We start from the raw sequence: 18091 nt of genomic DNA on the forward strand, positions 1-18091 counted from the left end.
CTTCCGGTGACCGTGGCGATAGCCTTTTGCCGGGCCGTCCCCACGACGGTAGCGAAGCCGGCCGAGGAAGCTGGCCAGCTCCTCTTCGAACACGGCTTCGATGGTCGCGCGCACGTTGGCTCGAAGCCGCTCTTCGATCAGATCGAACCCGGCCTCTTCGGCCAGTAGCGCAAAGCTCGCGGTGTCGGTAATCTGGTTCATGGCGTGATCTCCCTGGCGGTTGCCGCCGCCGGTTGGGTGGGTGTCAGTTCACCCGGAGATTACGCCGCCCTCGAATTTCCACCACCTCCGCGACACGACCCCAGCATCTGGCCTCCGCCGGTGCAGGCCGACCCGTCGACGCGAACGGGTTTCCCCAAGGTCCCTGGACCCCCGACCTTCTCGCAGAAGCCATTTCACAGATAGACGCGAACCAATCCGGGATCGAGTTGCGCACGGTGCAGCTCTGGTTTCAGGAAAATGCGAAAGGGATCAGCTGCGCCAATATCCGTTGGCTTGCGAGAATATTCGGTTGCGACGACCCGAAGGCGACGAGCGACTGGCAGACCGTGCTGAGTGTTGCGAGATCACGTTTGACGGCCCTCAGACGGCACCGGCAGGTTTCGGCAGACTCTGACGCTTCAAAGTCGCATGACTCGAAGCACGCGGCGGCCAGCGGGATCGAAAATAGCCTTACGGTCCATCGGGAAGACCGACAGATCAATACGGAGTCGCACAACGGATTTCGCCTGGCACAGACGTGCGAGGCAATCTTCGGACGCCGATCCTTCCTGGACCTACCAGCATCGGTCTTCGCGGGCGCCGTCGTGCTGGGATATGCGTCCTACTTTCTGGGAATTCATAGCGTTACATACACCCGCGAAGACGGTCTGACCAAACAGGTCGGATTTCTTTGGGCTCCCAACTGGACCCTTCTCTTCATGGTCTTCATGCCGCTCTTCTTTGTCTTCGCGGTGGATCTCTTAGCATTCTGGAAGACCAAAGGCCGTTCAATGCTCTTGGCTCTAAACGGCAACGAATTAGAAGACTCGGGCTGGAGCCGCAAAGTCGGAGCGTCGACATTCACATTCTGGACACTTCTCCTCGTTTGTCTGGGCGTCGTCGGCGTTCTACAATGGGTAAGCCTCCGATTGGTACCATTAATAACTATTGATAGTGATAGGGCAACAGACTGGGGTTCTTTGGCGACCACTCGTCCCGATGCCATATCTGTTCCGCAAGCAGCAGCTTTCACTGGTGTCGCGTACCTATATATGTGCCTATCAATGTATCTTCTCTTTGTCGGCCTGATTTTCCTCTATACACTCGCGCAGGATTTTACTGACTTAATTTCCTCATTGGGATCGAAGCGGAGCGCAAGTACTCAGCGAGAGATTGCAGCGATTGTTGAAGGAGTGTTTCAGGGAATTTTTCGTTGTACGGCTTTGGTATTAATGATCGCTATCTTTATGAAACTCCAGAGCTTTTACGTGAAAATAAGTTCCGAGAATATTATAGACTGGCTGATTCAGGACACGAGATCGGTTTTCTTCTCAGACAAGATAAGTGGCGAACGGTATGACAGTACTACAACGCATTACAGCAGCCTTCTCGTCGCACTTGCGGCCTGCGTGGTGTTTCTCAAGGCCCATTATGCTCTGGGTCGTTTTAGCGGATCTAGAAAACAGCTGCGCAAGATGGCGGTGGTCGTAGTTCTGCTTACTACTGGATATCTTTCGATCGGTGCCTTTTCGGGTTTCTCAGCCTTGTTGGGTGTAACTGTATTGCTCTCGATATATGGACTTTTCAATCCTGCTTTCAGCATGCGCCAAACACGCGAGATAGAGGATCGCCGCAATGTATCATAGATTGCTAGATCGGTGGGATGAGCATCGGGTGCAGCGCGGAAATGCGCTGAAGCACAGGAGTGATTTCGCGCTTGACGCGGAACTAGCATGTCCAGGCGCGAGGAAAGTGAGGAGTATAAGGGAATTTTGCGCTCTTGCCGCCATGACTGCGGAGGACCCAACCTTTTTCGACGAACCGGACACGCAGAATTTGGGCGTTAAGTGGAAAGATGGATGGATTGAATTCCCGTCGTCGGTTTCAACTGACACCGAAGAGAACAACGTCGTCTCGGCGAAGGTAACGAAGACTCGAATAAACGAGCACGCGCTTTTGATCTTCCATCATTGGAATGCGGGAGCGCGTTACCGTCAACTTTCAAAATATCTCGCACGGCAAGGAATCACAGTCGTCGAGATCGCCATGCCGTATCACTTTGAACGAAGGCGTCATGGGTCCCTGCATGCGGATTACATGCTCAGCTCAAATCTCGGCCGTACCATCCAGTCCATGCGACAGGCTGTCTTAGACGGTAGAAAGCTCATACGGATTCTGGAAAGCGAAGGATATAAGAGTTTCTCGGTTCTTGGCCTTAGTCTTGGATCTTGGACTGCCGGCCTGGTAGCTGCCCACGAACAGACCGTCGGAAAGGCTGCGCTTGTCCTGACAGCCGGAAGCCTCCCGGACATGGTATGGACCGGTCGCGCCACTCAACACATTCGCGCCAGTCTTGAGAATAAGATCGAACTAGCCGACCTACGACGGGCTTGGGCTCCGATCAGTCTTGCAGCCTGGACACGAAGATTAGCGAGACCGGATCTTGATCTACTCTTGGTGGTGGCGAAAAGGGACACGGTCGTGATACCAGCGCTATCGAAGAAGTTTATAGCAAAGCTGGAGGCCGGAGGAGCAAAGCCGAACGTATTGGAACTCAACTGTGGTCATTACTCACTGTCACTGCCCCCACACATTATCTGGACTGGCTTATCTATTTCGCGTTTTTTGAGTAAGGGCCACTAACCTGTAAAGCGATACGGAACGGGAAGTATACCCAATAGCTCACCTTTTCCAATTTTGAAGGTGAAGGGTTTGACGACAATGAGGCATCACCATCCCTGTCTCGGTAGCCTCGTCGAAGCGAACCTTGGTGTTTTGGTAACGAAGATCGAGACTGGGTCCTCACCGGACAACGCTACACAGCGGACAAGTGGCCGTCTTGATGCCAGCAGTTTCTGCCGCAGTGCCGCTGCCGTGATCAGCGCAACCTGATGTATCAGCTTCAAGCTTCGTCTTTGGCACGGGCCTGCATTCTTTTTCAACCTGTAAGATTGACGATCGGGATCAGCAGGCCAAGCAGTATGGGTTGATGGATCAGGTAGATCGTCAGGCTGTGTCGGCCGAGCCATGCCAAAGATCGCGCCGTGTGTCCGTGCAACGGGCGAGCGTATCGGACCAAGTTTCGCGCGAAAGCGATCCGGGTTCCTGCGATGCCGAACAGCGTCAATCCGATCCACGGGAAAAAGGGAACGAAGTCGTTGCTGGGCGGTGGAGAGGCCGCGAAGCCGGTCCAGGCCAGCCATCGCGGATCGAAGGTTTCCGATGTCCAGAGAAAGCCCAACGCATAGGTCGCGAAGCCAAGCCCCACGATGACGGATGTGGAGAGCCGTGAAACGAGAACGCCGACCACGCTCGCGACCGCGATCGCGTGCAGGATGCCGAAATAGACGAAGTTCTGCGGGAAGATCACGCGTGTTACGACGCTGATGATCACCGCGGCCACAATCAGAACGACGAGACGTCGTAAGAATGCCTGTCGCCGGAAACCGCCCGCTGTTGCGAGCACGAGACTTACACCCACCAGGATCATGAACGTTCCCGCGAGCAAGCGACCGAACAGCAACCAGAGTGGGTGAACGGAGATCCCCGGAGGAATGACACCGAGGAAGGCGAGGTCCCAAACCAGGTGAAAGAGCACGACACCCGCAATCGCGATCCCTCGAACGACATCGACGATGTCGAGACGCGGGATGCTGGTCTTCGGGTCGAGGATTTCCGATGCGGGCAATTCTTGCATGAACAGCTCTAACTTCCACGCACCCATTCGATTGCCGCTCCCATCTGGGCCGGGTCGAAGCTGTGCATCTCGGCTCGGGTCAGGGCGTCGGCCAGTTTCGCGCCCCATTCCATCAAGACGCCTTCGCCAACGATGGCGACGCGGCTGAAGTCGTTCGCATGGGCGGTGTCGATCTTCAGGTCTTCCAGCATCGCAGACGGGCCGTCGTAGCCGTCGAAATCGGTCAGATCGAGAACGAGACCGGGTTTGCCTGGCCTTTCGAGCCGCTCGTGCAGAAGCCCGTGCATTCTCTCCAGGTCGCTTTCGCTGAGCTTACCCCGGCAGGCGATGCCGATGACATTGATGTCCGCCGTCTTGATCTCCGTAAACATGGAATTCTCCTATTTGTCGGACTTGCCGTGACCGTAGAGGTCGGCGTTCTCGTGCGAGCGATTTTCATGCTCGAATTCGAGGCTTGAATGCCCGATGCCGAATTCCTCTTTGAGGCGGTGTTTGATCGCGGCCTTGATGTCTTCGATCCGGTCCCAGCCCCCATCGGTCAGCACCACATGGCAGTCGAGCGCAGCTTCATGTTCCTGCATCTGCCAGAGATGGACGTGGTGGACATCAGCCACGCCATCCACGTCGCGCATCGCATCAATGACCGCCGCGTTGTCCATGTCCGGCGGGCTGCCCAGCATCAGCGTGCGGATCGGGCCACCGATCTCGGTAACGGCGAGATAGAGGATATAGAGCGCGATACCGATCGTGATTGCGGGATCGACCCACCACATGTCGTAGAGCAGGATGAGTGTCCCGGCCACGATGACGGCAACCGAGGCCAGTGCGTCCGACAAGTTGTGCAGAAACAGCGCGCGGATGTTCACGCTGCCCTTCTGCATCGAGTAGGTGAGAACCGCTGTCAGGGTATCAACAACCAATGCCACTCCACCGAGGATCACCACGGTCCAGGCACCGACCTCCGGCGGGTCGATGATCCGCATTCCTCCTTCATAGATGAGATAGAAACCGATGAGGATCAACGTTGTGTAGTTGATAAGCGCGGCGACGATCTCGACCCGGCCGTAGCCGAAGGTCATGCGTTCATCCGCCGGACGCCGCGCGATCTTTCGTGCCACGAAGGCGATGACCAACGACGCCATATCCGAAAAGTTGTGCAACGCGTCGGCGATCAGGGCGAGGCTACCGGACAGGATGCCGCCTACGATCTGCGCGACCGTCAGAATACCGTTGGCCCAGATCGCTATGGAGACGCGGCGGTCGCCGGACTGAGGGTCAAGATGGGCATGGCTGTGGTCGTGCGGCACGAAAGGGCTCCTCGAATCATTCGAAGAGGGATGTAGGGGCTACAGCTACTGTAGGTTCAAGTCCTTTGATCACGTGCCACGCGGCGCCGCCAAAATGACCGTCGCGCCGATCAGGCAAATTGCGGTTCCGGCTAGGTCCCACCTGTCCGGTCGCTGTCCCTCTGCTAGCAACATCCACAGAACGGATGCAGCAATATAAACCCCGCCGTAGGCTGCGAAGGCGCGTCCCGCGACGACGGTTTCGACCTGTGCAAGCAGCCAACCGAAAATTGCAAGCGATAGGATTCCGGGCACCAGCCAGAGCGACGTAGCCCCAAGACGCCACCACGCCCAGATCGCAAAGCAACCGACAATCTCGGCCGATGCGGCCAGGGGATACGCAACAGTTGCGTGCACGTCAGTCGCCGGTTCCCTCGCGAGTCTTCTGACCGACGGGATCGTCGTGGACAGCCTCGTGATGCTCTCCATGCGCATCCTTCAATATCTCAATCCCGCCCCAGGCGGCCACGACAGCGACGGCGACACCGACCGCCAGATCGGGCCAGTTGCTCCCTAGCCAAGCGACGAGCGTACCGGCGATGATAATACCGGCATTTGCCAGAAAGTCGTTCATGGTAAAAATGTTGGCGGCGCGCACGTTGACATCCGGATCGGAGATCCGGCGCAAGAGAACGACGCAGACGAGGTTCACAGCGGCAGCGATCAGCGCCATCACGATCATCACAGGGCCCAGCGGTTCCGATCCTTCGAGGTATCGGCGACCGGCGTCGAACAGAATACCGATGGCGAACAGAATCAGCACACTTCCCGAAACGGTCGCTGCGATCCGCTTCCATCTGGCCGACCGGGACAGCGCGAACAGGCTCAAGGCATAGACGAACGCGTCGGATGTGTTGTCGAGGCCGTTGGCGATCAGCGACGTGGAGTCGCCGAACGCGCCGGTCATGAAGAAGGCCACAGCAATCGCGGCATTCAGCAAGAGCACGATCCACAGGATACGACGTTGACGCGCGTCTTTCGGCTGGATGCTTTCGCTCAACGCGTGTCTCCCTGGCGGCGACGTCCAAACGGATCGACGAACTCATTGTTCCCGTACGGGAGGGCCTAAGCACCGATCTCGTCGTGATCGGTCAGGCACTCCGAATGGTCCCGCAGGACCTCAAGCACCCGACAATCGGCCGTTTGTCCGCCAGCGCATTCGCGCACCATGCGTTTCAACTCGGTGCGCAAGGCCTCGAGACGCGCGATGCGCTGCTCAACCTGACGAAGCTGCCGACGCGCGATTGCGGCAGCGTTCTCGCAGGACCGGTCGGGTTCATCGCTGAGGTCGAGAAGCTCCCTGATAGCTTCGAGCGTGAAGCCCAGCTGACGCGCGTGGCGCACGAAAGCCAACCGGTCGAGTTCGTCCTCCCCGTAGCGACGCTGACCGCCCGCCGTTCGTCCCGGCTCGGGCATCAAGCCGATCTGTTCATAGTAGCGGATCGTCTGGACCTTGGTCCCGGTCTTCTTGGCGAGATTACCAATCGTCAGCATGTCCAACCCCCTCAAAGCTACAGTTTTGGTAGATTTCGAATAGTGGACAGGCAAGCGTTCTTCGCTCCAATCACAGATTTGCGACGAGACGACTTATGCGATGGAAATGGCTTGAACCTCTAGCAGCTGGAGGAGGTATCTCCCGCGTTGACAACGTCCCAGAGAACCCGAGCCGCGTTGAGAATGACGTTTTTGCAGCAATCCCTTTTGACGCTGATAGGTATAGTTGCGCTTGTTTTTCTGTGGCTCCTGCTTCGGGTGGATTACCGCTCAGACACTGCGCGGAAGACCGGAAATGCGATCCAAGCCGAGTTCGAACTTTCGGATCACACCGGAATGGTCCGGACGCAAGATGATTTTGCGGGGCGATGAATGCTGATCTTCTTCGGCTTCACCTATTGCCCGGACGTCTGCCCGACCACGCTGGCGGATATCTCGGACTGGTTGGACGCACTGGGCGGCGATGCCCGACGGCTTGATGTCGTGTTCATCACGGTCGATCCCGACCGCGAGACGGTCGAGATCATGGCGGAATATGTCGACTACTTTCATCCCGCAATCGAGGGATCGACCGGCACCGACGACCAGATCGCCCCTGGGGTTGAAGGTTTCCGCGCAAACTATGAGAAAGTACCGACAGAAGGCGGTGACCACACGTTGAACCACACGGCGAGCGTGTTCTTGTTCGACGTCGAGGGCTGGTTCGTCACGACCATCAACTATCACGAACCGCGGGAATTCGCGGTGCCGAAAATCCGGCGCACGATGAAAAAAGAAACGGAAGAGGCGACATGAAGATCAGATATCTGGCGACAGGACTGTTCGCGGCGGGCGGCATCGCAACGGGCGGCATTCTTCTATTCGACAAACTGGGAAAGGAGCCTGTTCCGCCCTCCCTTCGCAATGCCGCCACCTGGATACCGGAGCCTATGCCTTTGCCCACTTTCTCCAACTCGGACGCAAACGATTTGGATATGGGTAAAAAAGAGGTAGCGCCGACTTTCACTTCTCCAGCTCCTCTTGCCTCCGCGATCGCCGAGACTTCCGCGCCAGTCATCGAGCCGCTTCTGGAGGTCTGGTCGCGCGAAATCGCCTCTGGCGAAACGCTCGATACCGTTCTGGCGGAAGCTGGCCTCGTAGCTTCAGAGCGAGCCGAAATCGCCCTGGCGCTTGCAGCGGAATACGATCTGCGTCGGCTGCGTCCGGGACATGGACTTACTGTCGAGACAGGGCATGACGGGCATTTGCAGCGGGTGGTGCTGGATGTCGACGACGGCGTTCGGATCGAAACCGTCTTCGGTGCGGATGTCGCGACCCGTGTTCTTTCCCCCGAATCCGAGCTGCTGATCCGCGCGGCAGAAACGCGCATCGAGAGCTCCCTCTTCGCGGCGCTCGCTGACGCCGGTATCCCCGCGCGCTTCGCAGTCGATCTGGCGCAAATGCTGGGCGGCACTGTGGACTTTCGGCGTGACCTGTCGGGCGGCGAAATCATGCGCTTGATGTGGCGCGAGGAACGTGTCGAAGGCGGGGTGATCGGGCAACCCGAACTGGATTTTGCTGTGCTCGACCTCGGCGATACGCAATTCGAGATTGTCTGGCCCGAAGACGGCACCGGCCGGGCCACGATCTATCGGGACGGCGAGATGATGCGCGTCTTTGCCCAGCCCGTCGAAGGTGCGCGTCTCAGTTCTGTCTTTGGTCGCCGTGCGCATCCGGTCTATGGCGATACCCGCATGCATACCGGGGTGGACTTCGCCGCGCCGCGCGGCACGCCGATTTCGGCGACCGCGCCCGGACGTATCAGCTTCATCGGGCGACGCGGCGGCTACGGGCGGGTTGTTGAAATCTCGCACGGCTCCGAGACCATGACTCGCTACGCGCATCTCAGCGCGGTTCCAGACGGGCTGGCGGTGGGCGATCGCGTCGCGGCGGGCGATACGATCGGCCGCGTCGGTGCAACCGGTACGGCGACTGGTCCCAACCTCCACTACGAGGTGCGCGTCAATGGGCGGCCGACCGATCCTCTTTCCGACGACCGTCTCGCCGAAGCCGTAGAACACGAAGAGCGGAACGACGATGCGATCATGCGTCTTGGCGCGGCGCGGACTTTGCTTGACGAGCACCTCGCCGGTCTTCTTCCGACGAATCCAAACGAAAGACTCTGACCAATGAAACGATCGATTATGGCCCTGTCATGCGCCCTTGCACTCTTTCCGTTTGCGAAGGTCTCCGCAGAGCAATCGCAGATCGACGTCTACAAGACCAACAGCTGCGGCTGCTGTGTCGCCTGGATGAACCATCTCGACGAAAACGGCTTCGAGACGACCGGGCACGACATGTTCGGTGGAACTCTTGTCCGCTTCAAGCTCGACAACGGCGTTCCTCAGCGGATGGTGTCCTGCCATATGGGCCTGATCGATGGCTACGTGATCGAAGGCCATGTCCCGGCTGCGGACATATCCAGATTGCTTGAGGAACGCCCGGAGGCCGTGGGCCTCGCCGTGCCAAAGATGCCGCTGGGATCTCCGGGCATGGATCAAGGCAGTCGCCGCGATGCCTACGATGTCTTTCTGATCTATGAAGATGGTTCGACAGAGGTTTTTGCCAGCTATCCCGGCAACTGACCAAGGACTAAAGGGAATCCGATTTGGAATCACTGTCTCCGATAGCGCTCGGCTTCTTCGGAAGCCTCGCGGCCGGTTCGCTGACCGCAATCGGCGCAGTACCGGTGCTGTTCGGTCGTATCCCGTCGCGAGCCACGAGGGACCTGTCGCTCGGCTTTGCAGCCGGCGTCATGCTGGCAGCGTCGTTCTTCTCGCTGATCATTCCGGCCCTGGACGCAGCCGAAGGTCAGTTCGAGAACGGTGCCGTGCCAGCCGCCATCGTCTGTGTCGCGATCCTCTTCGGCATGGGCGCCGTCGCTCTGTTGAACGAGAAGCTGCCGCACGAGCACTTCTCGACGGGCCGCGAAGGGCCGGACGCGATCGCCCTGCGGCGTGTGTGGCTGTTCATCTTCGCGATCACGATCCACAACTTCCCCGAAGGCCTCGCCGTCGGGGTCGGCTTCGGTGCCAACGGTCTTTCCGGCGGCCTGCCGCTCGCGCTCGGGATCGGCCTACAGAACGCGCCCGAAGGGCTCGCGGTGGCGGTTTCGCTGCTGGGCGAAGGCTATTCGAAGTGGCGCGCCTGGGGCATCGCTGCTCTGACCGGTATGATCGAGCCTGTCGGCGGGCTTATCGGTGCCGGCATCATCAGCCTGTCGCAACCGCTTTTGCCCTGGGGTCTCGCCTTCGCGGCCGGTGCGATGCTGTACGTCATTAGCCACGAGATCATTCCCGAAACCCACCGGAGCGGAAACCAGAACCGCGCGACGCTTGGCCTGTCGGTCGGGCTGGTTCTCATGCTGTTCCTCGACGTTTGGCTCGGATGAGATCATGACGAATATGAACAGCCCGCGCGCCCTGGGGCTGACCATCGCGACTGCTGCCATCATCGCCGATCAGGCAACGAAGGCAGTTGTCGTCGCGAATGCCGGTGCCTTGGGCACCGGAATCGCCGTTGGCCCAGGCTTCAATCTCGTCTTCGGGCGCAACGACGGCGTGACCTTCGGTATGCTTGGCGGTGTGCCATGGTGGGGCCTCGCGCTTCTCGCACTTGGTATCTGCCTCTGGCTGACCGTCATGTTGTATCGCTCGGACAGCCGGATCGAGGCATTGGCCTATGGGGTGATCATCGGCGGCGCGCTTGGAAACGTCATCGACCGCGTGCGCTTCGGCGGGGTCACTGACTTCCTGGATTTCTACGTAGGGCGGCTGCACTGGCCCGCCTTCAACCTGGCGGATGTCTTTGTGGTCTGCGGCGTCGGGCTGCTGCTTCTGGCATCTGTCCTCGAGCGACGCAAAGACAACTCGAGGGTTGGTCAGGAGTAAATGTCGATAGGCGTTCCATTCCGCACCATGGAGTAGATTTCCTCGATCTGCCGATCCGTCACCGAAATGCAGCCCGCCGTCCAGTCGCGCTTGTCGACCGGATCGATACCGGGACGTGGCCCACCGTGAATGAAGATGTCGCCCCCGGGCGATCTGCCTTCAGCGGCGGCGAAGTCCCGGTCCTGCGCGTTCGGATAGGAGATACCAATCGACAGGTGGAATCGGCTGTCGGGATTGCGCCGGTCGATGACATACGATCCCTCAGGCGTCCGTCCGTCTCCTTCGAACTGCTTGTGACCGATCGGTGCGAAACCCAGTCCGATGGGATAAGTGCGCAGCGCCCCTTCGGCGCCATCGAGAACGAGCAACCGCCTTCCCTTGAAGAGCCGCAGGCGCGTGACTTGTGGGCCATCATAGCTGCGGAACTTGGTCGCACAGGCCGACAGAAGCGTGGCCACAGCGCCAAGCAGCGCAATCCGTCTCGTGAGTCTGATATACTGCATCGATGGATGCCCCGTTTTCGAGGTTCTCTACTTCGTCGGATAAGCCACAAGAATGCGCCCGGATCAATGCCCGTGCGCCAGCGCGCCCTGTGCCATGCGTTCACCCACCGGCTCGCCACCCTCGGGCGGTGACTTGCGCCCGGCGGCGTTCAGCAGACGCAGAGCGTTGGCGACCACCAGCAGCGACACGCCGACATCAGCCGCGATGGCCCCCCACATCGACGCCAGTCCGAAGGCGGTGGCCACGACGAACGCGGCCTTCGTTGCCAGAGAGATGCCGATGTTCTGATGAATGATCGACATGGTGCGGCGCGAATGGCCGATCAACCACGGAACACGGGCGATGTCGTCGGTCATCAGGGCAATGTCGGCCGTCTCTATGGCCGCGTCGGATCCGACCGCCCCCATGGCGATGCCGTAATGCGCCCGCGCCATCGCCGGGGCGTCGTTTACCCCGTCACCGATCATCGCGACCATGTCGTGCCTGGCGACCAGTTCCCCGATGGCCGTGACCTTGTCTTCCGGCAGAAGCTCGGCGCGGACCTCGTCAATCCCGACTTCGGCTGCAACGGCCCGCGCGGTGCGCGCATTGTCGCCCGTCAGCATGACGATGGTGTTCACGCCCTGCGCGTGCAGTGCGGCGATGACGCCCTTGGCCTCCGGCCTGATCCGGTCACGCAATTCCAGAACGCCGACGACTCCGGCATCGTCGCCGACCGCCACGAGCGTGGATCCGCCCGCTTCGATTCGGTTCCGAAGGTCACCGGGGATCGCGTCGCCGAAACCCTTTTCCTCGGCGAAGCGGTCCGAACCCAGCCAGATCGACCGCCCATTGACCTGCCCTTCCAGGCCCCGGCCGGGCACCGTGCGCGTCTCGTCCGCCGCGGTGACGGTCAGTCCGTCCTTTGTGGCACGGTCCAGGATGGCGCGGGCCAGCGGGTGCGAAGAACGCGCCTCCAGCGCGGTGGCAATGGAAAGCAGTTCGGCTTTGCTGGCATTTCCAAGCGGATGGATACCCGCCACCTCCGGCTCGCCCATCGTGATCGTGCCGGTCTTGTCCATCGCCAGCGCCGTCGTCCGTCCCGGTGCCTCGACATAGGCGCCGCCCTTGATCAGAACCCCTGCCCGCGCGGACGCGGTCAGCGACGCGACGATCGATACGGGTGTCGAGATCACCAGCGCGCAGGGGCAGGCAATGACCAGAAGCACCAGCGCATTGTAGAACCAGAAGTCCCAGGCACCGCCAAGAACGAGCGGTGGCAGCAGCGCGATTGCGACCGCCAAGAGCATGACGACAGGCGTGTAGACGCGCGCGAACTTCGCCACCCATTGCTCCACCGGCGCGCGGCGGGCATGGGCGTCGCCGACCATGCGGATGATCTTTGCCAATACCGTATCGGAGGCGAGTTTCGTCGCGCGCACTGTCAGCGTGCCTTCGCCGTTGATCGTGCCCGCATAAACCTCGTCGCCGGGCTCCTTTGCGACCAGCGCGCTTTCGCCGGTGATGGGGGCCTGATCGACCGCGCCGGCACCGTCCGTCACCTCGCCGTCGAGCGCGATGCGGTCACCGCCGCGCACGATGAAACTGTCCCCCACGGCGACTTCCGCCGCCGGAACATCCGCCTCGCTGCCGTCCGCCCGGATCAGCCGTGCCGTGGGCGGCGCCAAATCCAGAAGCGCCGAGACCGCATTGCGCGCCCGCCCGACACTCCAGCTTTCAAGATAGAGCGAGAGCGAGAAGAAGAAGGCCACCGTCGCCGCCTCGAAGAACTCGCCCAGGCCGATTGCGCCCGCGACGGCCACGACCATCAGCAGGTTCATGTCCGGCGAAAGCCGCCGCGCCGAGGACCACGCCTTGGGCGCGACCAGCCAGACACCGAACAGGATCGCGATCCCGAACAGCCCTGCCTCGGTCAGGGGCATCGGGGCATCGCCATGGCCCGAGAATATGCCGACTGCGCCGCCCAGCCCGGTCTCGATCAGGTGCCAAAAGAAGCCAGCGGCCCAGAAGCCGCCGCTGAGCATCGTGAACCATCTTTGACGCGCAAGATGGGCGGCCTGGTCTTCCGAAGCCGTTTCAGCATCCCAAAGACGAGCAGTCATTCCGGTGCTTGCCACCAGTTCCGCGACCCGATCGTCCGTGACGGGTCGGGCGCTGTCCAGAACGGTCATGCGCCCGTTGATGACGTCGAAGGCCAGATGTTCCTTTCCGCCGATCTCGGGTCCGATGGCACGGCTGAGAATCCCGATCTCTTCCGCGCAATCGAGACCGGACACCTGGAAACTGCGTCCTTCCACCGGTGTCGTCGCGGTTGTCGGTATCTCTTTGTCATCGTGAGCATGGCCGCAGCAACTACTAGCCTCTTGCCGACGTGCGGTGACGTGATCGTGAACAGGAGGATCGGAAGGCATTGGCGGACCTGCAAACTTGCGAATTCAGACATGGAGATAGCTCCTACAGCAGCTAGAGCTTCAAGGCCCAATCTCGTTTTTGCGTTGTTCATCGAACAGGGGAATGAAAAAGCTTGTCGCCGAAACGGGAAACGATGGGAAAATGGCCATGCGCGTCAGACTGATAGGCTTTGTGGTGGCAACGCTCGCCCTTGGTGGGTGCTCGACGCTTGACGGCACAGCCCGGGAGACGCGTCAGCAAGAGGCCGTTCAGGCCCAACTAGCTGCCTTGGCGGCACCGGATCAGGATGTTGCAACGGCGCGGCTGAGACCCGAAGACGGGTGCTACTGGTATCGCCATGCCGGGCGTGTCGAGACGACCGAGCTTCCGCTTCGCACACCGGGTGGCCAGCAGATTTGTGCACCCTCCGAAACGTGACCGCCGCTACCGGACGACTCGCAACCGTCTGATCGGACGACTTCCGACGACATTTTGCGCCGGAAGCCGTGGCTTCGCGTCTTCAACTGCGCGGGGATACGCTGTCGTCGGCCGAGTAAAGATACGCGGTCGAACCGAGTTCGACCCTTGGGTAAAGCTGATTGATGTGTGCCATGACCATGCGGACGCACCCTGAACTTGCCCGCGAGCCAATGGACCGCGGATAGGGCGTGCCGTGGATCCGCAGATAGGTATCCCGGTCTCCGACATAGAGATAGAGCGCCCGCGACCCCAAGGCATTGCTCGGACCCGGTTCCATTCCATCTTCGTACTGCGCGTAGACTTCGGGCTCGCGCTCGATCATCGACTGGGTGGGCGTCCAATGCGGCCACTCGACCTTGCGCTTGATCGTGTAGGTGCCCGGCTCGTAGAGATCGCCCCGCCCGATGGCCACCCCATAGCGCATCGCGGTCCCACCTTCCTCGATATGATAGAGATACCGCGCTACCGCGTCGACATGGATGTCGCCCGGTGTCAGTCCGTCATTCGCAACGACCCGCTGTGGCAGGAAGCGCGGATCCAGACCCCACGGATTGGAGGTCGCCGGATCAAAGCCCGGCGGCGTCACCTGCGCGTCCCAGGCGGCCTTTTCCGCTGCCGTCGGCTGGCTGCTGGAAAGCGCGGGGCCGGCTGCCGCGGCCGAAAACAGCGCGGAAGTCGTTATGATGAAATGGCGTCTTGTCAGCATGTTCTGCTTCTCTCTTCAATATCCAGCCCGGTGTCGCCGAAGAATTCGAGATACTTTGCAGTAGGATAGGACCTACACCAGCTAGAGGTTCAATGGTTCACGATCAGAAAATCGTGAGAGGTTTCTGAAACCGCGATCTACCGATTTTCATCGCGGGGCGCGAATGACGGCCAGGTAGACCGAAGCGGAGACGCGAGCGACAGTTTCCGACTGGCCGATGAGAAGTTGGCCAAACTTTCGCTTTTCCTCCTTGAGTCGCGCGGCAGCCTAGGGTCGATGATTGACGATGATGATCTTGGTGCCTCAGAAGCCAGTACATCAGCCTGAAGCCTTTGAATTCATATCGGTCTGGCGGGCCATGCTTTGCAAGATTGGGCAATCGGGCCGATGGTCACCAGCGCATTCGCGTACTAGATGATCGAGCGTCTGACGCATGTCTTGGAGATCCGCGATCTTGTCGTCGATCGCGCGCAAATGATCTTTGGCCAATGCTTTCACGTCTGCACTGGCACGCGTGTCGTCCGCCCAAAGTGCAAGCAGCTTGCGGCAATCCTCGATCGAGAATCCAAGCGCCCGCGCGCGACCGAGAAACGTGAGCTTGTGCGCGTCGCGGGTTCGGAACGCGCGATATCCATTCGTGTCGCGCAGCGGTTTAACCAGACCGATATCTTCGTAATACCTGATCGTCTTGGCGGGCAGTCCCGACACAATCGCAACTTCTCCGATATTCATGCCTTGCCTCCTTTCTGTTTCATTCTGCGGGTTCGGGCACGGTGCCGGGGCCATTCTGCCTGCGGGTGGCCCGGGCGGGAACGGTCTGCATGCGGGTCAGGCGAAGCGCGTTCGACAGGACGAAGACACTGGACAGCGCCATCGCGCCCGCGGCCAGCATCGGCGACAGGAGCATCCCGGTCAGGGGCCACAGGACGCCAGCCGCCACGGGGATCAACGCCGTGTTGTACGCGAAGGCCCAGAACAGGTTCTGGCGGATGTTGCGCATCGTGCGCCGGCTGACATCCACGGCCCGCAGCACGGCGGCCGGGTCGCCCCGCATCAGCACGACATCGGCAGTCTCGATGGCCACATCGGTGCCGGTGCCCAGGGCGATGCCGATATCTGCGGCCGCCAAGGCGGGCGCATCGTTGATGCCGTCGCCGACGAAGGCCACCGGCCCATGGTCCCGAAACTGGTCGATCGCGGCGACCTTGCCATCGGGCATGACTTCGGCCGTCACCAGATCGAACCCGAGATCCCGCGCGATTGCATCCGCCGTGGCGCGCGCGTCGCCGGTCACCAGAGCGACCCGCAGGCCGCGGGCCTTCAGGGTTGCCACGGTTTCCGCGGCTGACGGCTTCACCGGATCGGCAACGCCGATCGTCGCCGCCAGATGTCCGTCTATCGCGACGAAAAGCGGGGTGCGCCCCCCTGCCCCGATGGCAGCCGCGTGCCGGTCCATCGCCGCGGTCGCGATGCCGTCGCGCCGCATCAGACGGGACGCGCCGACCAGAACGGTCCGCCCGTCGACCGTGGCGCGGGCACCGAGACCGGTGATGCTTTCGAAACCGCGCACCCCCGACAGATCCAGACCGCGCAGTTCGGCGGCCCGCACGATGGCCTCGGCGATCGGGTGCTCGGACATCGCTTCCACCGATGCGACCAGCCTCAGGACGTCGTTCTCCTCGAAGCCCTCGCCGACCGACAGATCGGTCAATTCCGGACGGCCTTCGGTCAGGGTGCCGGTCTTGTCGAAGACAATCGTGCGGACCTCCTGAAGCCTCTGCAACGCATCGCCCCGGCGGAACAGCACGCCCAGTTCGGCGGCGCGCCCTGTTCCGACCATGACCGACGTGGGTGTGGCAAGCCCCATGGCGCAGGGGCAGGCGATGATCAGGACCGACACGCCCGCGACCAACGCAAGACCAAGTGCGGGATCGGGGCCGAAGGTCAGCCACGCCGCGACCGTCAGGACCGCGACAGCCAAAACGGCGGGGACGAACCAGCGCACGACGCGGTCAACCGCGGCCTGGATCGGAAGCTTGGCACCCTGCGCGTCCTGCACCATCCGGACGATCCCGGCCAACACCGTGCTCTCGCCCACGGCCGTCGCGCGGAAGGTCAAGGCACCCGTGCCGTTGACGGTGCCCCCGGTCACACGCCCGCCCGCGACTTTCTCGACAGGCAGCGGTTCGCCCGTCAGCATGGATTCGTCCACGAAGGATCGTCCCGAAGCGACCTCGCCATCCGCGGCGATGCGTTCGCCGGGGCGCACGATGATCGTATCGCCGGTGACGACATGGGCGATGGGGATATCCAGCGTCTGTCCCTGTCGTTCGACCCGCGCCGTGCCGGGCCGCAGGGCGATCAGCGACCGGATCGCCGCGCCCGTCCGCCCCTTTGACCTCGCCTCCAGATACCGTCCGGTCAGGATCAGTGTGACGATCACGGCCGCGGCCTCAAAATAGACCGCGACACTGCCGGGCGGCAGTATCGACGGGGCGAAAGTCGCGACTGTCGAATATCCCCACGCCGCCAATGTTCCAAGCGCCACGAGCGAATTCATGTCCGGTGCCGCACGGAGCAGGGCGGGCACACCCTTCGTGATGAAGCGCCGACCGGGCCAAGCCAGGATCAGCGTGACCAGCGCAAACTGCACGATCCAAAGGGTCTGGCGGCCGAATGTCGCGTCGAGGGTGTCGCGGAAGCCGGGAACCAGATGCCCCCCCATTTCAAGCAGGAAAACCGGCAACGTCAAAACGGCGGCGATTATAGTCTGACGCAACAGGGTTCGCGTCTCTTTCGTCGCCCGATCTTCGTGTTCGGTCGACAAGTCACCGCGAACGCGCAGCGCCGTTGGATAGCCTGCCTCCTCCGCCGCCCGGGCGATTTCCTCCGGTGTGGTCGCGCCAGCGAGCCATTCGACCTCCGCCGCATTGGTCGCAAGGTTCACGCGCGCCGCGATCACACCGGATACCGCCGCCAGCGCCCGTTCGACCCTGCCCGTGCAGGACGCGCATGACATGCCCTCGACCTCGAATGTTTCCACCCGTGTTTCCGCCGGATATCCGGCAGACCGAAGGGCTTCGGCAATGTCCCCCAGATCGGCAGCCGCCGGCGCGACCCGAGCGGTTCCGTCGGCAAGGTTCACATTCGCCGAATCGACGCCCGGAACTGATGCAATTGCCCGTTCGGCGCGACCGACGCAGGACGCGCAGCTCAGCCCGGTCAACTGGATCGTACTGAATGTTTGGGCCACGGGCGACGCTCCTTCGTAAGGCATAGGCCAGAGATAGGGCTTCCCCTTACTGGAAGGTCAAGGATGCAAAATCACATTTCCGTCCGCTTG

Annotated in this window: 18 protein-coding genes and 2 pseudogenes; 8 read left to right on the forward strand and 12 right to left on the reverse strand. The window is 61.1% G+C overall.

Annotated features, from left to right (window positions below; translation table 11 throughout):
* Positions 1 to 201 (reverse strand): annotated as a pseudogene (locus tag BMX96_RS17785) (IS256 family transposase); the annotation flags it as partial.
* A 32-nt stretch (positions 202 to 233) separates the two neighbouring features.
* Between BMX96_RS17785 and BMX96_RS19425 the strand changes: the two are divergent.
* A complete protein-coding gene (locus tag BMX96_RS19425) occupies positions 234 to 1847 on the forward strand; it encodes an RcgA family putative transporter (RefSeq protein WP_407944684.1) in 1614 nt (537 codons plus the stop codon).
* Positions 1837 to 2844, forward strand: coding sequence for an alpha/beta hydrolase (locus BMX96_RS17790; RefSeq protein ID WP_091846708.1), 1008 nt, complete (start codon positions 1837 to 1839; stop codon positions 2842 to 2844). The genes BMX96_RS19425 and BMX96_RS17790 overlap by 11 nt, the downstream gene beginning before the upstream one ends.
* Before the next feature lie 295 nt (positions 2845 to 3139).
* Here the strand turns inward: BMX96_RS17790 and BMX96_RS17795 are convergent, their stop codons facing one another.
* The 6 genes from BMX96_RS17795 to BMX96_RS17820 form a co-directional block, all read right to left on the reverse strand.
* Positions 3140 to 3925 carry a heparan-alpha-glucosaminide N-acetyltransferase gene (locus tag BMX96_RS17795; protein ID WP_214606871.1) on the reverse strand — a complete coding sequence of 262 codons (786 nt, stop codon included), beginning with the start codon at positions 3923 to 3925 and terminating at the stop codon, positions 3140 to 3142.
* On the reverse strand, positions 3907 to 4269 hold the full coding sequence (locus BMX96_RS17800) for a SpoIIAA family protein (protein ID WP_091846709.1): 363 nt from the start codon (positions 4267 to 4269) through the stop codon (positions 3907 to 3909). Before BMX96_RS17800 ends, BMX96_RS17795 begins: the two co-directional genes overlap by 19 nt.
* A gap of 9 nt (positions 4270 to 4278) precedes the next feature.
* Positions 4279 to 5205 carry a cation diffusion facilitator family transporter gene (locus tag BMX96_RS17805; protein WP_091846710.1) on the reverse strand — a complete coding sequence of 309 codons (927 nt, stop codon included), beginning with the start codon at positions 5203 to 5205 and terminating at the stop codon, positions 4279 to 4281.
* 69 nt (positions 5206 to 5274) lie between these two features.
* A complete protein-coding gene (locus tag BMX96_RS17810) occupies positions 5275 to 5601 on the reverse strand; it encodes a YnfA family protein (RefSeq protein WP_091846711.1) in 327 nt (108 codons plus the stop codon).
* A 1-nt stretch (position 5602) separates the two neighbouring features.
* Complete coding sequence (locus tag BMX96_RS17815; RefSeq protein ID WP_269085891.1) at positions 5603 to 6244, reverse strand: cation efflux transmembrane domain-containing protein; 642 nt, start codon at positions 6242 to 6244, stop codon at positions 5603 to 5605.
* A 65-nt stretch (positions 6245 to 6309) separates the two neighbouring features.
* Positions 6310 to 6738: a MerR family transcriptional regulator gene (locus BMX96_RS17820; RefSeq protein ID WP_091846712.1), complete on the reverse strand. Its 429-nt coding sequence runs from the start codon at positions 6736 to 6738 to the stop codon at positions 6310 to 6312.
* A gap of 336 nt (positions 6739 to 7074) precedes the next feature.
* Here BMX96_RS17820 and BMX96_RS17830 point away from each other — a divergent pair.
* The 5 genes and pseudogenes from BMX96_RS17830 to lspA all read left to right on the forward strand — a co-directional run bounded on the left by BMX96_RS17830 (position 7075) and on the right by lspA (position 10667).
* A pseudogene (locus BMX96_RS17830) lies at positions 7075 to 7533 on the forward strand (SCO family protein).
* Positions 7530 to 8903, forward strand: a complete 1374-nt coding sequence (locus tag BMX96_RS17835; protein WP_091846715.1) for a M23 family metallopeptidase — start codon at positions 7530 to 7532, stop codon at positions 8901 to 8903. The pseudogene BMX96_RS17830 and the gene BMX96_RS17835 overlap by 4 nt, the downstream one beginning before the upstream one ends.
* 3 nt (positions 8904 to 8906) lie before the next feature.
* Positions 8907 to 9362: a DUF411 domain-containing protein gene (locus BMX96_RS17840; RefSeq protein ID WP_091846716.1), complete on the forward strand. Its 456-nt coding sequence runs from the start codon at positions 8907 to 8909 to the stop codon at positions 9360 to 9362.
* A 23-nt stretch (positions 9363 to 9385) separates the two neighbouring features.
* Complete coding sequence (locus tag BMX96_RS17845) at positions 9386 to 10168, forward strand: ZIP family metal transporter (RefSeq protein ID WP_091846717.1); 783 nt, start codon at positions 9386 to 9388, stop codon at positions 10166 to 10168.
* Positions 10169 to 10172: 4 nt separating this feature from the next.
* Positions 10173 to 10667 carry a signal peptidase II gene (gene lspA, locus BMX96_RS17850; RefSeq protein WP_236737128.1) on the forward strand — a complete coding sequence of 165 codons (495 nt, stop codon included), beginning with the start codon at positions 10173 to 10175 and terminating at the stop codon, positions 10665 to 10667.
* Here the strand turns inward: lspA and BMX96_RS17855 are convergent.
* Both BMX96_RS17855 and BMX96_RS17860 read right to left on the reverse strand, forming a co-directional pair.
* Positions 10658 to 11170: a L,D-transpeptidase family protein gene (locus tag BMX96_RS17855; protein ID WP_091846718.1), complete on the reverse strand. Its 513-nt coding sequence runs from the start codon at positions 11168 to 11170 to the stop codon at positions 10658 to 10660. The genes lspA and BMX96_RS17855 overlap by 10 nt on opposite strands.
* A gap of 63 nt (positions 11171 to 11233) precedes the next feature.
* Positions 11234 to 13582: a heavy metal translocating P-type ATPase gene (locus tag BMX96_RS17860; protein ID WP_091846719.1), complete on the reverse strand. Its 2349-nt coding sequence runs from the start codon at positions 13580 to 13582 to the stop codon at positions 11234 to 11236.
* Between the two features lie 103 nt (positions 13583 to 13685).
* Between BMX96_RS17860 and BMX96_RS17865 the strand changes: the two genes are divergently transcribed.
* Positions 13686 to 14000, forward strand: a complete 315-nt coding sequence (locus BMX96_RS17865; RefSeq protein ID WP_236737129.1) for a hypothetical protein — start codon at positions 13686 to 13688, stop codon at positions 13998 to 14000.
* Positions 14001 to 14082: 82 nt separating this feature from the next.
* Here the strand turns inward: BMX96_RS17865 and BMX96_RS17870 are convergent, their stop codons facing one another.
* The 3 genes from BMX96_RS17870 to BMX96_RS17880 all read right to left on the reverse strand — a co-directional run bounded on the left by BMX96_RS17870 (position 14083) and on the right by BMX96_RS17880 (position 18025).
* A complete protein-coding gene (locus BMX96_RS17870) occupies positions 14083 to 14748 on the reverse strand; it encodes a L,D-transpeptidase (RefSeq protein ID WP_091846720.1) in 666 nt (221 codons plus the stop codon).
* A gap of 318 nt (positions 14749 to 15066) precedes the next feature.
* Entirely contained in the window at positions 15067 to 15480 is a 414-nt protein-coding gene (gene cueR / locus BMX96_RS17875; protein ID WP_091846721.1) for a Cu(I)-responsive transcriptional regulator, read from the reverse strand.
* 19 nt (positions 15481 to 15499) lie between these two features.
* Complete coding sequence (locus BMX96_RS17880; RefSeq protein WP_091846722.1) at positions 15500 to 18025, reverse strand: heavy metal translocating P-type ATPase; 2526 nt, start codon at positions 18023 to 18025, stop codon at positions 15500 to 15502.
* Positions 18026 to 18091: the final 66 nt, after the last annotated feature.

Origin of the sequence: Palleronia pelagia (genome assembly GCF_900110115.1) — a bacterium.
Lineage (GTDB): Bacteria > Pseudomonadota > Alphaproteobacteria > Rhodobacterales > Rhodobacteraceae > Palleronia > Palleronia pelagia.